Genomic DNA, 15,835 nt, shown 5'->3' on the forward strand with positions numbered 1-15,835 from the left:
GTCCACGGCCCCGGGTCTCAGCCCTCCACCCGGGACGGGGTGTCGTCGCCGCCCGGCCGTACGGCCCGTACCGGCTGGCCCGGGCGCCAGGTGCGCAGCACCAGCCGCCCGTTCTCCTGGGTGGTGTGCACCACCTCGGTCACCTCGGCGCGGAAGAGGTGGAAGGGCTCGGGCGGCCGGATCTCCTCCGCGAAGCGGGCGATCGTCCCGGGGTCGGTCACCTCGACCGCCCGGCCGCTCACCCGGATGTCGCCCTCGGTCAGATCGTCGCCCGGGCCGGGGTTGGCCTGCACCGAGAACCGGGGATCGCGGCGCAGGTCCAGTGCCTTGCGCGACTCCGGCATCATGCCGAGCCACAACTCACCGGAGAGGAAGTTCACTTCGAGCGGGGTCACCCGCGGGGAGCCGTCCTGGCGCAGGGTGGCCAGCACATGGTGGCGGTAGCGCCGGAAGCGGTCCTGGGCGTAGTCGGCGAAGGCGGGCTCGGCCGCCGCGAATCCGGCCCAGCTGGTGGTCGGGTAGGTCATCGTCATGGCACCCATGCTCGGACCGTTTCCGGACGTCTCCTGTCGGGATTTCCGGGCTTCCCACTCGCGCGCCTGGTCCGGTGGCAGATACGCGTTCCACTCGGTGCCCGGCAGCGGATAGCCGACCCAGGTGCGGGCGTAGGCCGGGGGCCTGACCCGGCCGCGCCGGAGCAGCAGCGCGGTCGGTTCCCGGGCGGCGCGGCGCAGCAGCGAGGGCAGGGTGGTGGACCGGTTGTTCCCGCTGGTCTGGGCGGAGGAGCAGCCCGCGTGGTACGCGACGGGCAGGGCGCGGTCGCCGGTCACCAGGCAGGGCGGGCGCAGACCGAGGCGCTGGAGCCCCTTCGCGGCGGTGCGATAGCGGCCGGTGGTGGCGTCGGACTGCTTGGCGGTGTGGTTGAGGATGACGAACTGGCTCGCCAGATGGAGCGTGATGATCACCCCGAGGGCGACCGCCAGGTGCTGCGGGGAGCGCGCGGTCCGTACGGCGCGGAACACCAGCCCGGCGATCGGCAGCGCCAGCAGCGCGTACGAGGGCATCAGGAAGCGCGGTGCGGAGTAGCCGATGAGCAGCAGATAGGGCAGGGCGAGGGTGGCCGCGCAGGCGATGGGCAGCACGGTCAGCGGTACGGCCGGGGGCCGGGCGGCCGGGCGGCCGAGCCCCACCCGCACCCGGCGCGACTCCTGGCGGTCGCGCAGGGCGGTGTGCACGGCGAGGAGGGTCAGCACGGGCAGCGCCAGCCACCACACGGTCAGCTCCGGGTGGCGCAGCGGCACCTCGCAGGGGCGGCACAGCTGGGGCCCGTTGAGGCTGCGCAGCGCGGCGCCGACGCTGAAGTGCAGGCCCATGCCGCCCTCGACGTCGCTGGAGACGTTCAGCCGTTCCCCGATGCCGCCGAAGCGGTCGTACGCCTCGCCGATCCACTGGGCGGCGCCGAGCAGCGGTCCGCCGATCAGCGGAAGCAGGGCGGGGCGCCAGGTGCGCACCCCGATCGCGCCGATCAGCAGCGGCAGGGTGAGCCAGCCCCCGTCGGGGGTGCGCACCAGGGTGACGCCCGCGAGGACGGCGGCCAGCCACCAGCGGGCGTTCGGTTCGTCCGGCACCCGGAGGAACCAGCCGACGGCGGCGACGGCGCCGATCGCCACCCAGAGGTTGGGCATAACGGCGGGCCCGCTGATCTGGGTGATCCACAGCCCGGAGAACAGCAGCGCGGCCAGGGCCACCTGGGGCGTGGGCAGCAGCCGGGTCCAGACCCGGAAGGCGCCGTAGAGCGCGCCCGCGGACAGCAGCATCAGCAGGATCCGCAGCGCCGGAATGGAGTCGGTGGCGGATACGAGGGGCGCGACCAGGAGACTGACGCCGCGCGAGCGGGGTGCGCTGAAGTACGCGGGCGGGGTGCGCGGATCGACCTGGGAGACATACACGGACTCGTCCCAGCCCAGCGCGTGGCCGGTGTGCGGGATCACCATGGCGAGCTGGACCACGGCGTATCCGATGGCGACCAGGCCGAGCCAGGGGGCCGGACGGCGGTACCGCTGCGGCGGGCGGGGCTGGGGGCGCGGCGGCAGGACGGCGGCCGCCGGTGCGGCAGTATTCTCCATGCGCGCACCATATGATGGCTATGTACCTTTTTCGTCCTATTAGGCCGTTCGGCTCAGTGTCCAAGGGGTGCCAGGGACGCGGCGGATCCGTACGCTGTTGCAGCGGTGCACACCCCCATCCGGCGGAGGACGGACACACCCATGAAAATGCTCATCAACGTCCCCGAGACCGTGGTCGCCGACGCCCTGCGCGGACTGGCCGCCTGCCACCCCGAGCTGATCGTCGACGTCGACAACCGGGTGATCGTCCGGCGGGACGCGCCGATCGAGGACAAGGTGGGGCTGGTCTCCGGCGGCGGCTCGGGGCACGAACCGCTGCACGGCGGTTTCGTGGGCCCCGGCATGCTCGACGCCGCCTGCCCCGGCGAGGTGTTCACCTCCCCGGTGCCGGACCAGATGGTGCGCGCCGCGGCCGCGGTGGATAGCGGCAAGGGCGTGCTGTTCATCGTCAAGAACTACACGGGCGACGTACTCAACTTCGACATGGCCGCCGAGCTCGCCGAGGACGAGGGCATCCAGATCGCCAAGGTGCTGGTCAACGATGACGCGGCGGTCACCGACAGCCTCTACACGGCGGGCCGGCGCGGCACCGGCGCCACCCTGTTCGTGGAGAAGATCGCGGGCGCGGCGGCCGACGAGGGCGCGCCGCTGGAGCGGGTGGAATCGATCGCCCGGCGGGTGAACGAGCTCTCGCGGAGCTTCGGCGTCGCGCTCAGTGCCTGCTCCACCCCGGCCAAGGGCGGTCCCACCTTCGATCTGCCCGCCGGGGAACTGGAGTTGGGCGTGGGCATCCACGGCGAGCCGGGGCGTGAGCGGCGGGCGATGATGACCTCCCGCGAGATCGCCGACTACGCGGTGGAGGTGGTGGTCGAGGATCTGCGCCCGGACAGCCCGGTGCTGCTGCTCGTCAACGGCATGGGGGCGACCCCGCAGCTGGAGCTGTACGGCTTCGCCGCCGAGGTGCACCGGGCGCTCGGCGAGCGCCGGGTGGCGGTGGCGCGTACGCTCGTCGGCAACTACGTCACATCACTCGACATGGCGGGCGCTTCGATCACGCTGTGCCAGGTCGACGAGGACCTCCTGCGGCTGTGGGACGCGCCCGTGCGGACCGCCGGGCTGCGCTGGGGCGCCTGAGGCCGGCCGGCCCCCGATACGTACGCTGTCGCCGTTGGCTACACCCCGAGGAGGCGTCTGTGTCCAGCAGTGAACCCGCCGTCGACGACGTGCTCGACACCCCTTTCTTCCTCCGATGGCTCACCGCCGCGGCCACGTCCGTGAGCCGTGAGGCGGCCCGTCTCACCGACCTGGACTCCGCGATCGGCGACGCCGACCACGGCACCAATATGCAGCGCGGCTTCGCCGCCGTCTCCGAGGCGCTGGAGAAGGAGCCCCCGGGCTCGCCCGGGGCCGCCCTCATCCTGGCCGGGCGCCAGCTGATCTCCAAGGTCGGCGGGGCCTCCGGACCGCTGTACGGGACGCTGCTGCGGCGCGCCGGCAAGGCGCTCGGCGACGCCGAGCAGATCACCCCGCAGCAGCTGGCGGACGCGCTGCGGGCCGGGGTGGACGCGGTGGCCCAGCTCGGCGGGGCCGCGCCCGGCGACAAGACGATGCTGGACGCCCTGCTCCCCGCCGTCGAGGCGCTGGGCGGGGGCACCGGGTCGTTCGCGGCCGCGGGCGAGGCCGCCGAGAAGGGGGCGCTGGCCACCGTGCCGATGCTGGCCCGCAAGGGCAGGGCCAGCTATCTGGGTGAGCGCAGCGTCGGCCATCAGGACCCCGGCGCCACCTCGTCGGCGCTGATCATCAGCGCGCTGGCGGAGGCGGCCCGATGACCGACGAGAGCGGGAAGGTCGGCATAGTGCTGGTGTCGCACAGCGCGGCGGTGGCCGACTCCGTCGCCGAACTGGCGAAGGCGCTGTCCGGCGGCGGCACGGCACCGGTCCGCGCCGCGGGCGGCACCGCGGACGGCGGGTTCGGCACCAGTCCGGAGCTGATAGCGGAGGCGGCCCAGGCGGTCGACCGGGGCGCCGGAGTGGCGGTCCTGGTGGACCTGGGCAGCGCGGTCCTGTCCGTCAAGGCGCTGCTGGCCGAGGGCGACGAACTGCCCGACGGCACCCGGCTGGTGGACGCACCGCTCGTGGAGGGCGCGGTGGCGGCGCTCGTCACGGCCTCCACCGGGGCGGATGTGGAGGCGGTGCTCCAGGCGGCCTCGGAGGCGTACGACTACCGCAAGGTCTGACACCTCCGCGCGCCATTGGACGGGGCCCCGCCGGTGGCGGCGGGGCCCCGTTCCGTCCGGCCCCCGTTCCGCTCGATGTTCACCTTTCAACGAACACTCCGCGTGCATATTTGCACCGCCGCTTATTCCTCTGATACTCGGCGCGTACGGGGCGAGTTGCCCGGTTTCGGACCGCCCCGGGCGCGGCGACAGCGCCCCGCCCCCTTCAGCCGTCAAGTGATAGGCGCGATACCAGAACGGGCTTCCGAATCCGTCGATCTTGCGTCTAGACTGCTGATGTCCGAGTGGGGGGACCGGCGGCACTCAGGGGGATTAAATGGGCGTAATTGAGTTTGCCCGCGTACACCTGGCATCCATCGAACCGATGATGCCCACGCGGATGTCGCACCGGCCGCGGCCTCTTTGCGGTCCGGCCCGGATTCCACGCGCGGAAATGACCCGCCCGCGCCGACCGCACGATTCCCTGAGCGTCTGATCTCCGCACCCGTCACGGGCGTTCGACATATCGACCATGGGGTGGCGGTCCTGACCGACACCTGCCTTCATGGTGCCGCACAGAGCACGGACGGCAATCCACTTTTCTCCATAGAAAGCAAGGGTTTCCGCGTGCCTGTTTTCTTCTCCTTAATCAACGGATTTCGACATTTCGACGTGGAGGAGTCAGTCGCATGACCACACCCACGCTCAGCCCCGGCCGCTTGGATGCGGATACCGTCCGTGAGTCGGTGGACGTCGTACTCGAAGATTTCCTGACGGCCAAGGCCAGCACCACTCCGCAACACCATCTGCCGTATCTCTCCGGGCTGCTGAAGGATTTCCTGTCCGGCGGAAAGCGCATACGGCCGCTGTTGTGTGTCACCGGCTGGCAGGCCGTCGGCGGCGGCGAGGACACCGAAACGGTGTTCCGGGTGGCCGCCTGCCTGGAGATGTTCCACGCCTTCGCGCTGATCCACGACGACGTCATGGACGACAGCGACACCCGTCGCGGCAGGCCGACCATCCATCGCACCCTGGCCGCGCTGTGCGCCACCGACCGCAGACCGGACCAGATCGAGCGGTTCGGGGTCAGCGGCGCGGTGCTGCTCGGCGACCTCGCGCTCACCTGGTCGGATGAGCTCCTGCACTCGGCCGGTCTGACACCCGTCCAGTTCGACGCCGTACTGCCACTGCTGTCGGAGATGCGCACCGAGGTGATGCTGGGCCAGTACCTCGATCTACAGGCCACCGGGGAGCTGACGGACGACGTCGAGGCCACCCTCACCGTCAACCGGTACAAGACCGCCAAGTACACCATCGAGCGTCCGCTGCACGTCGGAGCCGCCGTCGCGGGCGCCGGCCCGGAGGCCATGGAGGCGTTCACCGCCTACGCCCTGCCGCTCGGCGAGGCGTTCCAGCTCCGCGACGATCTGCTGGGCGTGTACGGCGATCCGGAGTCGACCGGCAAGTCCCAGCTGGACGATCTGCGGGCCGGGAAGAACACCACCCTGATCGCGCTCGCCCTGCGCGGCTCCGACAGCGTCCAGGCGGCGCGGCTGCGCAGCCTCATTGGCAATCCGCGGCTTGACGAGCGGGACGCCGCGACCATTCAGGAGATCTTCGCCGCCACCACCGCCCGGGAGGCCGTCGAACAGATGATCGACGACCGCCGGACGCAGGCCCTGCGGGCCCTCGACGACGCCCCATTCACCGCGGACGCGGTCAACGCGCTGAAGCAGATCGCCCGCATGGCCACTGTGAGGAACTCATGACGATAGGACTTTCCACGGCCGGGGCCCAGGACATCAGCCGGAACAGCGTCCGCCCGTACCTGGAGGAGTGCACCCGCCGCTTCCAGGAGATGTTCGACCGCCATGTCGTCACCCGGCCCACCAAGGTCGAATTGACCGACGCCGAACTGCGCGAGGTCATCGACGACTGCAACGCGGCGGTGGCCCCGCTCGGCAAATCGGTTTCCGATGAGCGCTGGATCTCCTATGTGGGGGTGGTGCTGTGGTCCCAGAGCCCCCGTCATATCAAGGACATGGAGGCGTTCAAGGCCGTCTGCGTCCTGAACTGCGTGACGTTCGTGTGGGACGACATGGATCCCGCACTCCACGACTTCGGTCTCTTCCTGCCCCAGCTGCGCAAGATCTGCGAGAAGTACTACGGCCCCGAGGACGCGGAGGTCGCGTACGAGGCGGCACGCGCCTTCGTCACCAGCGACCATATGTTCCGCGACTCGCCCATCAAGGCGGCGCTGTGCACCACGTCCCCGGAACAGTATTTCCGTTTCCGGGTGACCGACATCGGCGTCGACTTCTGGATGAAGATGTCGTATCCGATCTACCGGCATCCGGAGTTCACCGAACACGCCAAGACGAGCCTGGCCGCGCGCATGACCACCCGCGGACTCACCATCGTCAACGACTTCTACTCCTATGACCGCGAGGTCTCCCTGGGCCAGATCACCAACTGTTTCCGGCTCTGCGATGTGAGCGATGAGACGGCGTTCAAGGAGTTCTTCCAGGCCCGCCTCGATGACATGATCGAGGACATCGAGTGCATCAAGGCGTTCGACCAGCTGACGCAGGACGTCTTCCTCGATCTGATCTACGGCAACTTCGTCTGGACCACCAGCAACAAGCGCTACAAGACGGCCGTCAACGACGTCAACTCTCGCATCCAGTGAGGGAACGGGGACCCGTGACTCCCGCGAAGAACTCCGCACAGCCGGAGCGCTCCTGGACCACCGGCACGGCGCCCGGCTCGGTGCCGCTGCTGGGGCACACCCTGGCGCTCTGGCGCCGTCCGCTCCAGTTCCTGGCCTCCCTGCCCGCCCACGGCGATCTGGTGGAGGTCAGGCTGGGGCCCAGCCGTGCCTATCTGGCCTGCCATCCCGAGCTGGTCCGTCAGGTGCTGCTCAACCCCCGGGTGTTCGACAAGGGCGGGGTCTTCGACAAGGCGCGGCAGCTTCTCGGGAACAGCCTCTCGGTCTCCCGGGGCGAGGACCACCGCTACCAGCGGCGGATGATCCAGCCCGCGTTCCACACCCCGAAGATCGCCGCCTACACCGCCGCGGTCGCCGATGACACCCGCGCCGCGATCGGCTCCTGGGAGCCGGGGCGCACCCTGGACATCAGCGACACCATGCACGCCCTGCTGATGCGGGTGGCCGCGCGGACGCTGTTCTCCACCGGGATCGACGAGGCGACGATCGACGAGGCGCGCCACTGTCTGCGCATCGTCTCGGACGGCATATACAAGCGCACGATGGCGCCTTTGGGGATCATGGAGAAGCTCCCCACCCCGGGCAACCGGCGCTATGACCGGGCCAATGCCCGGCTGCGGCAGATCGTGGACGAGATGATCCGCGAGCGCCAGCGCTCCGGCGCCGACCACGGCGATCTGCTCTCCACGCTGCTGCGCGCCGAACACCCCGAGACCGGCAAGGGACTTGACGACGGCGAGGTCCTCGACCAGGTGGTCACCTTTCTGGTGGCCGGGAGCGAGACCACCGCCTCGACCCTCGCCTTCGTCTTCCATCTCCTGGGCGCCCACCCGGAGGTGGAGAAGCGGGTGCACGCCGAGATCGACGAGGTCCTGGAGGGCCGCGGTCCCACCTTCGACGACCTGCCGTCCCTGGAGTACACCCGCGGGGTCATCACCGAGTCGCTGCGGCTGTATCCGCCGTCCTGGATGGCGATGCGGGTCACGGCGGCCGAGACCGAACTCGGCGGCCGGACCGTCCCGGCCGGCACGATGATCCTCTACAGCGCCCAGGCGCTGCACCACAACCCCGAACTGTTCCCCGACCCCGAGCGGTTCGACCCCGAGCGCTGGCTCGGCGACCGCGCCAAGGAGGTGGAGCGCGGAGCGCTGCTCCCGTTCGGCGCGGGCAGCCACAAGTGCATCGGGGACGTCCTGGCGCTGACCGAGACGGCCCTCATCGTGGCCACGATCGCGAGCCGGTGGCGTCTGCGCCCGGTGCCCGGGACGACATTGCGCCCCGAGCCGAAGGCGACGCTCGAACCCGGCCCGCTGCCCATGGTGTGCGAGCCGCGCTGACGACGTCCGGCCCGGGGTCCGCCCCGGACCGGACGCCCCGTACCTTCCGTACCCCACCTCGCGAGTGAAGGACATCTTCCGCATGAGGACCGCGCAGCAACCGGCGACGCGCCACTGGCGGCACGCCGTCGCCCCCGGCGGGCTTCCACTGGCCGGCCACGCCCTGCTCATGGGCCGCAAACCGCTTCAGTTCCTGGGCTCCCTGCCCGCCCACGGCGATCTGGTCGAGCTCCGGCTGGGGCCCCGGCCCGTCTATCTGCCCTGTCACCCGGAGCTGGTCCAGCAGGTGCTGGTGAACGCGCGGGTCTACGACACCGGCGGGCCGGTCAAGGAGAAGGCCAAGCCCATCCTGGGGAACGGTCTGATCACCTCCGACTGGGCGGACCACCGGCGGCAGCGCCGACTGGTGCAGCCCGCGTTCCACGCCGCCCGGATCGCCAAGTACGCCGAGGTGATGGAGCAGGAGTGCGAGGCCGAGTCCACGGCGTGGACGGCGCGCCGGCCCATCGACGTCAGCCACGAGATGCTCGCGCTCACCGCACGGGTGACGGCCCGTGCGCTCTTCTCGACCGATATGGCGCCGCATGCCGTGGCCGAGATCCAGCACTGTCTGCCCATCGTCGTGGAGGGCGCCTACCGGCAGGCGATCGACCCCACCGGGCTGCTGGCCAGGCTCCCGCTCGCGGCGAACCGGCGCTTCGACGACGCGCTCGCCCGGCTCAACCAGCTCATCGACCGCATGATCGACGACTACAAGGCCTCGGACGACGGCGACCGCGGCGATGTGCTGTCCGCGCTCTTCGCGGCACAGGACGACGAAACCGGCGGCACGATGTCGGACCAGGAGATCCACGACCAGGTCATGACCCTGCTGCTGGCCGGGATCGAGACCACCGCCTCCGCGCTGACCTGGGCCTGGTTCCTGCTCGGCCGCAATCCCCGGACCGAGGCCGCGCTGCACGCCGAGGTCGACGAGGTGTTGGGCGGGCGCGCCCCGCGCTACGCCGACGTCCCCCGGCTCGCGTACACCCAGCGGGTGTTCAGCGAGGCGCTGCGGCTGTTCCCGCCCGCGTGGCTGTTCACCCGGACCACCACCGAGACCACCGAGCTCGGCGGGCGGCGGCTGCCCCCCGGGTCGGACGTGCTGATCAGCCCGTATGTGCTGCACCGCGATCCGGCCCTCTTCCCCCGCCCGGAGTCCTTCGACCCCGACCGCTGGCTCCCCGAGCGGGCCAAGGAGGTGACGCGCGGGTCGTATCTGCCGTTCGGCGGCGGCAGCCGCAAGTGCATCGGCGACGTCTTCGGCATGACGGAGGCGACGCTCGCCCTGGCCGCCATCGCGGGCCGCTGGCGGATGCGCCCGATTCCGGGGACGAAGATCCGGCCGAGGCCGCAGATGAGCCTCACGGCCGGTCCGCTGCGGATGATTCCGGAACCACGTTGAACGCCGTGTCCCACGGACCCCGCGGACCGCGGTGGGTGGCCACCGCGGTCCGTCGAGTGTGCCCGGCCGGGGCGGTTCGTCGAGTGCTCCTGGCCGGGGCGGTTCGTCAGGTGTTCCCGGCCGGGGGCTCGGGCGTCCGGAGCGCGGGCTCGGGCGTCCGGGGCGCGGGCTCGGGCGTCCGGGGCGGGGGCTCAGGCATCCAGGCCGGGGGCTCAGGCGTCCGGGGCCGGGGTGAAACGTACCGGCAGTCGCCGCAGCCCGCGCAGCATCAGACTGGGCCGCCAGGCGAGCTCGGCCGGATCGGCGTCCAGGGCCAGATCGGGGCAGCGCTCCAGCAGGGCCCGGAAGGCGATGGCCGCTTCGAGCCGGGCCAGCGGGGCGCCCAGGCAGTGGTGGACGCCATGTCCGAAGGCGAGATGGCCGCGCGGTGCGCGCCGGATGTCGAAGCGGTCCGGCTCGGCGAAGCGCCGGGGGTCGCGCGACCCGGCGGCCAGGACGACCCCCACCGGCTCCCCGGACGGAATGGTCGTGCCCGCGATCTCCACCGGCTCCCTGGTGAAGCGGAACGCGGCGCTCTCCACCGGGCCGTCGTAGCGCAGCATCTCCTCGATCGCGCCGTCCAGCAGCGACCAGTCGGCGCGCAGCGCGGCCAGCTGCTCGGGGTGGCGGAGCAGGGCGAGGGTGCCGCTGGAGATCAGGTTGGCGGAGGTCTCGTAGCCCGCGACCAGCAGCACGAACGTCATGCCGAGCATCTCCTCGTCGGAGAGCGCGTCGCCGTCCCCGTCCATGTCCATGGCGCGGACCAGTGCGCTGAGCAGATCGTCGCCGGGGCCGCGGCGCTTGGTCTCGATGAGCTCCGCGAAGTAGCCCGTCAGTGCCTGCGCGGCGGCACCGGCGGCCTCCGGGCGGGTCAGGTCGGTGCTCTCCAGATACCAGTCGTGGAACGCCTTGCGATCCGTCTCCGGCACGCCCAGCAGCTCGCAGATGACGGCCAGGGGCAGCGGCAGCGCGTAGTCCTCGACGAGATCGGCCCGGCCCAGCGGGGCCATCGCGTCCAGCAGTTCGTCCGCGATCTGCCGCACGCGGGGCCGCAGGGCCTCGATCCGGGCCGGGGTGAAGGCGCGGGCCACCAGCCCCCGCAGCCGGGTGTGGTGCGGGGGGTCGGTCTGCACCATGTTCCGCCCGATGGCGTTGCCCCCGTCGTCCTGCCACGCGGCCGAGTGACGGACGTCATTGCTCAGCCGGGGGTCGGTCAGCGCGGCGCGGGCCTCCTCATGGCCGACGACGAGCCAGAACTCACCGGAGGCGTCGGTGCGCACCCGGTGGACCGGGCCCCGCTCCCGCAGCCGTGCGTAGACCGGATACGGGTTGACGACGAAATCCGCGCCGAGCGCGGACAGATCCTGGGGCATGCGATCCCCTCAGTCGGTTGGCGGCTTCCCCCGAAGCCAGAACCGGGGATCGTTCCCCGCCCTGGCGATGATCTTAACACCTAACCGGAGAGATTCCCCCGGTTAGTGTTAGGGTTGCGGGCCATGGGCAGCCGTGTGGAGAAAGAGACACCGTTGCGCCGAGACGCACGGCGCAACCGCGAGATGCTGATAGCTGCCGCCCGGGAGATCTACACGGATCAGGGTGTGGACGCCCCGCTCGACGACATCGCCCGTCGGGCCGGAGTCGGCAGCGCCACCCTCTACCGGCGGTTCGCCGGCCGGGCGGAACTCATCGAGGCGGTATTCGGCGATTCCCTCCGGGACATTCTGCGGGCCGCCGAGGAGGCGCGCTCCGCGACCGACGCCTGGGCCGGGCTCACAGCCTACCTGGAGCGCATCTTCGGGCTACTCGCCGCCGACCGGGGCACCAACGACCTGATGACCACCGGCATCCAGGGCGTCCCCTCGCTCGACGCGCTCCGTAAGGAGAACCACAAGACGCTCGACGACCTTCTGGGCCGCGCCCAGGAGCAGGGCAAGGTCAGGCCGGACGCCACCGCGGAGGACCTTCAGTTCATGCTGGCCGCGCTCGGTCGCGCGGTCCCCGGCTCGACCGTGGCCGCGCCGCTGGCCTGGCGCCGCTATCTGGCCCTGCTGCTCGACGGGCTGCGCCCCGAGGGGTCCCATCCGCTCCCGGCCCCCTCGCTCACCCCGGAGCAGCTCAACGCCGCCATGCTCCAGCTCGGCAAGGTACGGCGGCCGCGCACGGGACGCGCCGACTAGGGGGCGTCCGGGGCGGGACGTCCTGGACTGGGCATCCCGGGCTGGGCGTCCTGGGCGGGCCGTATCACCACAGTGGCCGGGGGAAGTGTGTCGCCCGCCTACATATCCGAGCCGAACTGCGCATTTCTACGGTGTGGCAACACAAAGCCGTCCCCGCATCTCGCTCGGAAGTGGTGACCCATGCCCACCCCGGATTCTCCGGCCTCCGCTCCCCCGACCCCACCCGGCTCACTGCGCCGTATCGTCGCCGCGAGCCTGATCGGCACCACCATCGAGTGGTACGACTTCTTCCTCTACGGCTCGGCCGCCGCGCTCGTCTTCAACAAGCTCTTCTTCCCGGACTCCGACCCGCTCGTCGGGACGCTGCTGTCCTTCCTGACCTACGCGGTCGGCTTCGCCGCCCGGCCGGTCGGCGCCCTGGTGTTCGGCCACTACGGCGACCGGCTCGGCCGTAAGAAGCTGCTGATCCTCAGTCTGCTGATGATGGGCGGCGCGACCTGCGCCATCGGGCTGCTGCCCACCCACGCCACGGTCGGCTCGGCGGCGCCCGTACTGCTCACCGCGCTGCGTCTGCTCCAGGGGTTCGCGCTGGGCGGCGAATGGGGCGGGGCGGTGCTGCTGGTGTCGGAGCACGGGGACGCGCGGCGGCGCGGGTTCTGGGCGTCCTGGCCGCAGACCGGCGCCCCCGCGGGGCAGCTGCTGGCCACCGGGGTGCTCTCCGCGCTGACGGCCACGCTCTCCGACGACGCCTTCGAGTCATGGGGCTGGCGGGTGCCGTTCCTGCTCTCGGGGGTGCTGGTGCTGGTCGGCTTGTGGATTCGTCTCTCTGTCGATGAATCGCCAGTGTTCAAGGCGGCGCTGGCCCGGGCCGAGGCCCGTAAGGCGGCCACGGGCGGGGACGAGGGCGCCGCCGAGAAGATGCCGCTGGTCGCGGTCCTGCGCGACCACTGGCGGGATGTGCTGATCGCCATGGGCGCGCGGATGGCCGAGAACATCAGCTACTACGTCATCACCGCCTTCGTCCTCGTCTACGCGACCTCCGACCATGTGGGCCTCGGCAAGCAGACCGCGCTCAACGCCGTACTGATCGCCTCGGCCGTCCACTTCGCGGTCATCCCGGCGTGGGGCGCGCTGTCGGACCGGGTCGGGCGCCGCCCGGTGTATCTCCTGGGCGCGGTGGGCGTGGGCGCGTGGGCCTTCCCGTTCTTCCTCCTCATCGACACCAAGGGCTTCCCGGCCCTGGTACTCGCCGTGACGGTCGGGCTGGTCTTCCACGGGGCGATGTACGCGCCCCAGGCGGCCTTCTTCTCCGAGATGTTCGCGACCCGGATGCGGTACTCGGGGGCGTCGATCGGCGCGCAGTTCGCGTCCGTCGCGGCCGGTGCGCCCGCACCGCTCATCGCCACCGCGCTGCTGGCCGACTACGACAGCGCCACGCCGATCGCCCTCTACGTGATCGCGGCGGCCCTGCTCACCCTGGTGGCCGTGGGCGTCGCCAAGGAGACCCGGGACCGCGATCTGGCCGCCGTCGAACCGACCTCGGCTCCCTCCCCGGGGTCGGCGACGGGGACGGAGAAGGCGAAGCACACGGCCCGTTCGGCCTCGCCCCGGTAGCCCACGGCCGGGGCTGGTGGCCAACGGCCGGGGCCGGTAACCAACGGGCAGCGGTTCAGTAGCCCACGGCCGAGGTCAGGCGGTGCAGCCGTAGGGCCAGCTGGATCTCCAAGGAGCGGGCGGGCGACTGCCAGTCGGGGCCGAGCAGCCGCCCGACCCGCTCCAGCCGCTGCGCCACCGTGTTGACGTGCACGTGGAGGGCGTCCTTCGTACGGGCCGGGCTCATCCCGCCGGCGAAGTACGCGTCGAGCGTGCGGATGAGTTCGGTGCCGCGCCGCTCGTCGTAGGCGATGACCGCGCCCACGGTGCGGTGCACGAAGTCCTGGACGCCGGTGCCGTCCGGGGCGCCCTCGCGGGTCCCGACCAGCAGCAGACCGAGGAAGCCGAAGTCCTCGGCGGCGGCGCCCTGTCCGGCCCGGCCGAGCACCCGCAGGGCGGCCAGACAGCGCCGCGCCTCGGCATAGCCCGCGGCGACGTCCCCGGGCCGTGCGGCGGGCGCGGGAACGGGCGCGGAGGCGCCCACGGTGACCGCGGCGTGCACGGCGGTGCCCAGTTGCCGGGCGGTGCGTCGGGCGAGGGCGTCGGCGGTGTCGCCGTCGGCGAGCGGCAGCAGCAGGACGGTGCCGCCGTCGCGGGCGGCAGCCAGAGCGTGCCGGGTGGCCGCCAGATGGGACGCGGCGGACCACAGCCGCCGACGGCCCGCGGCGTCCTCGGCGGGCGCGCCGCCGGACGTGCTGGATGTGCCGGATGTGCCGGACGTGGTTCCGGGCCCGCTCCCGTGTGTGGCGCAGTGCGGGGTGCCGTGCGGGTTGCCCTGTGCGTTTCCGGACCGGCCTCCGTGCGAGGTGCCGTGTGCGTTGCCGGACCCGGTGGTGGGTGTGCCCGTGCCCGGGGCCTCGATGCCCGCCGCGAGCACCACATGGGGCGTGTCCAGGTCCGCCTGGAGCCGCGCGGCGCGCTCGCGCAGCAGCCGGGGCTCGCGGTCGGGGGCGTCGAGGAGGTCGTCCAGGAGCTCGCCGCGTACCCGCTGTTCGGCCTCGCCCGCCGAACGGCGGGCGAGCTGGAGCAGCGAGGTGACCATCGCGGCCCGCTCCAGGGTGCGCTGGTCCACGGGGTCGAGCCGGGGGTGGCCGCGCAGCACGAGCGCGCCCAGCAGTTCGCCGCCCGCCGAGACCGCGGCGACCCAGTCCTCCTCGCCGTCGCGCACCGCGTGGCCGTCTGCCCGGGACCGATCGACGGCCGCCGCGGGCGCCTCGTCGGCCTCGAGGAACTCCACCGAGCCGCTGAGCACCTCCGCCACCGCGTCGGCCACGTCGTGCACCCCGCCACCGCGGAGCACCAGCTCGGTGAGCCGGTCGTGGACGTCTGAGGCACGCTCGATGACCCTGCTGCGGTCCCGGATGATCTCGTTGGCGGCCTCCAGCTCGGCGAGCGCCGTACGGGTCTCGGCGAGCAGATGGGCGGTGTCGATGGCCACGGCCGCGTGGGCGGCGAACGAGCCGACCAGCGCGATCTGCTCGCGTTCGAACACCCGGGCCCGGCGGTCGGCCGCGAACAGCACGCCGATGACACCGCTGCCGAGCAGCAGCGGCACCCCGAGGATGGCGACGAGCCCCTCGTCCCTGACTCCCGCGTCGATGGCGTGGGTGTGCTGGAACCGCGGATCGTGGAAGTAGCTCTCGGTCACGTAGGGGCGGGCTGTCTGGGCCACCAGACCGCCCAGCCCCTCCCCCATGCCGAGCCGCAGCTGCTGGAAGCGGGCCGAGACCGAACCGTCGGTGACCCTCATATAGGTGTCACCGACCGTCGGGTCGTTGAGCGTCAGATAGGCCACCTCGGTGCCCAGCAGGGAGCGGGCGCGCTGCACGATGGCCTGGAGCACCGCGTCCAGGTCGCGCAGCCCCGCCAGGTCGTGGGCGGTCTCGAAGAGCGCGGACAGCTCGGCCTCGCGGCGCCGTCGCCCCTCCAGCTCACCGCGCACCCGCAGGGCGAGCAGCTTGGCGGCCTCCAGGGCCGCCAGCCGGTCGGCCGGGGCCTTGTCGGCGCGGGCGCGCAGCACCGGGCGCTCGTACGCCTCGGCGGGCGCGCCGCGTACGAGCAGTTCCAGGTAGGGGTTCTCCGGCCGGTCGTCGGGCATGGGCACAGGCATACTCCC

At 71.9% G+C, this 15,835-nt stretch carries 12 protein-coding genes; 9 read left to right on the forward strand and 3 right to left on the reverse strand.

The genetic code is table 11. The features are described from left to right. Positions 1 to 17: 17 nt before the first annotated feature. Positions 18 to 2,126, reverse strand: a complete 2,109-nt coding sequence (locus ACJX2R_RS07970; RefSeq protein WP_413099443.1) for a pyridoxamine 5'-phosphate oxidase family protein — start codon at positions 2,124 to 2,126, stop codon at positions 18 to 20. Positions 2,127 to 2,267: 141 nt separating this feature from the next. On the opposite strand from ACJX2R_RS07970, the gene dhaK reads away from it, so the two are divergent. The 7 genes from dhaK (at position 2,268) to ACJX2R_RS08005 (ending at position 9,850) form a co-directional block, all read left to right on the forward strand. Next, positions 2,268 to 3,260 carry a dihydroxyacetone kinase subunit DhaK gene (gene dhaK / locus ACJX2R_RS07975; RefSeq protein ID WP_262704639.1) on the forward strand — a complete coding sequence of 331 codons (993 nt, stop codon included), beginning with the start codon at positions 2,268 to 2,270 and terminating at the stop codon, positions 3,258 to 3,260. A 59-nt stretch (positions 3,261 to 3,319) separates the two neighbouring features. Next, entirely contained in the window at positions 3,320 to 3,955 is a 636-nt protein-coding gene (gene dhaL, locus ACJX2R_RS07980) for a dihydroxyacetone kinase subunit DhaL (protein WP_413099444.1), read from the forward strand. After that, on the forward strand, positions 3,952 to 4,362 hold the full coding sequence (gene dhaM / locus ACJX2R_RS07985) for a dihydroxyacetone kinase phosphoryl donor subunit DhaM (RefSeq protein ID WP_020873511.1): 411 nt from the start codon (positions 3,952 to 3,954) through the stop codon (positions 4,360 to 4,362). Before dhaL ends, dhaM begins: the two co-directional genes overlap by 4 nt. Before the next feature lie 668 nt (positions 4,363 to 5,030). After that, on the forward strand, positions 5,031 to 6,110 hold the full coding sequence (locus ACJX2R_RS07990) for a polyprenyl synthetase family protein (RefSeq protein WP_413099445.1): 1,080 nt from the start codon (positions 5,031 to 5,033) through the stop codon (positions 6,108 to 6,110). Next, a complete protein-coding gene (locus ACJX2R_RS07995; RefSeq protein WP_413099446.1) occupies positions 6,107 to 7,030 on the forward strand; it encodes a terpene synthase family protein in 924 nt (307 codons plus the stop codon). The genes ACJX2R_RS07990 and ACJX2R_RS07995 overlap by 4 nt, the downstream gene beginning before the upstream one ends. Before the next feature lie 14 nt (positions 7,031 to 7,044). Next, positions 7,045 to 8,406, forward strand: coding sequence for a cytochrome P450 (locus ACJX2R_RS08000; protein WP_413099447.1), 1,362 nt, complete (start codon positions 7,045 to 7,047; stop codon positions 8,404 to 8,406). Positions 8,407 to 8,488: 82 nt separating this feature from the next. After that, a complete protein-coding gene (locus tag ACJX2R_RS08005; RefSeq protein WP_413099448.1) occupies positions 8,489 to 9,850 on the forward strand; it encodes a cytochrome P450 in 1,362 nt (453 codons plus the stop codon). Positions 9,851 to 10,062: 212 nt separating this feature from the next. On the opposite strand, the gene ACJX2R_RS08010 is transcribed toward ACJX2R_RS08005, so the two are convergent. Beyond that, positions 10,063 to 11,262, reverse strand: coding sequence for a cytochrome P450 family protein (locus ACJX2R_RS08010; protein ID WP_413099449.1), 1,200 nt, complete (start codon positions 11,260 to 11,262; stop codon positions 10,063 to 10,065). Between the two features lie 123 nt (positions 11,263 to 11,385). Between ACJX2R_RS08010 and ACJX2R_RS08015 the strand changes: the two genes are divergently transcribed. Then, complete coding sequence (locus tag ACJX2R_RS08015) at positions 11,386 to 12,066, forward strand: TetR/AcrR family transcriptional regulator (RefSeq protein WP_262704632.1); 681 nt, start codon at positions 11,386 to 11,388, stop codon at positions 12,064 to 12,066. Positions 12,067 to 12,246: 180 nt separating this feature from the next. Further along, entirely contained in the window at positions 12,247 to 13,680 is a 1,434-nt protein-coding gene (locus ACJX2R_RS08020) for an MFS transporter (protein ID WP_413099450.1), read from the forward strand. A 55-nt stretch (positions 13,681 to 13,735) separates the two neighbouring features. On the opposite strand, the gene ACJX2R_RS08025 is transcribed toward ACJX2R_RS08020, so the two are convergent. Continuing rightward, positions 13,736 to 15,829 (reverse strand): helix-turn-helix domain-containing protein, encoded by a 2,094-nt coding sequence (locus tag ACJX2R_RS08025; RefSeq protein ID WP_413099451.1) that lies wholly within the window; start codon positions 15,827 to 15,829, stop codon positions 13,736 to 13,738. Positions 15,830 to 15,835 lie beyond the last annotated feature (6 nt).

The organism is Streptomyces sp. Inha503 (assembly GCF_047215865.1).
Taxonomy (GTDB): domain Bacteria; phylum Actinomycetota; class Actinomycetes; order Streptomycetales; family Streptomycetaceae; genus Streptomyces; species Streptomyces lycopersici.

Bases quoted from the DNA above. Each gene is read 5' to 3' on its own strand.
- ACJX2R_RS07970 (WP_413099443.1), bottom strand. From the start codon at position 2,126: ATGGAGAATACTGCCGCACCGGCGGCCGCCGTCCTGCCGCCGCGCCCC.
- dhaK (WP_262704639.1), top strand. From the start codon at position 2,268: ATGAAAATGCTCATCAACGTCCCCGAGACCGTGGTCGCCGACGCCCTG.
- dhaM (WP_020873511.1), top strand. From the start codon at position 3,952: ATGACCGACGAGAGCGGGAAGGTCGGCATAGTGCTGGTGTCGCACAGC.
- ACJX2R_RS07990 (WP_413099445.1), top strand. From the start codon at position 5,031: ATGACCACACCCACGCTCAGCCCCGGCCGCTTGGATGCGGATACCGTC.
- ACJX2R_RS07995 (WP_413099446.1), top strand. From the start codon at position 6,107: ATGACGATAGGACTTTCCACGGCCGGGGCCCAGGACATCAGCCGGAAC.
- ACJX2R_RS08005 (WP_413099448.1), top strand. From the start codon at position 8,489: ATGAGGACCGCGCAGCAACCGGCGACGCGCCACTGGCGGCACGCCGTC.
- ACJX2R_RS08010 (WP_413099449.1), bottom strand. From the start codon at position 11,262: ATGCCCCAGGATCTGTCCGCGCTCGGCGCGGATTTCGTCGTCAACCCG.
- ACJX2R_RS08015 (WP_262704632.1), top strand. From the start codon at position 11,386: ATGGGCAGCCGTGTGGAGAAAGAGACACCGTTGCGCCGAGACGCACGG.
- ACJX2R_RS08020 (WP_413099450.1), top strand. From the start codon at position 12,247: ATGCCCACCCCGGATTCTCCGGCCTCCGCTCCCCCGACCCCACCCGGC.
- ACJX2R_RS08025 (WP_413099451.1), bottom strand. From the start codon at position 15,829: ATGCCTGTGCCCATGCCCGACGACCGGCCGGAGAACCCCTACCTGGAA.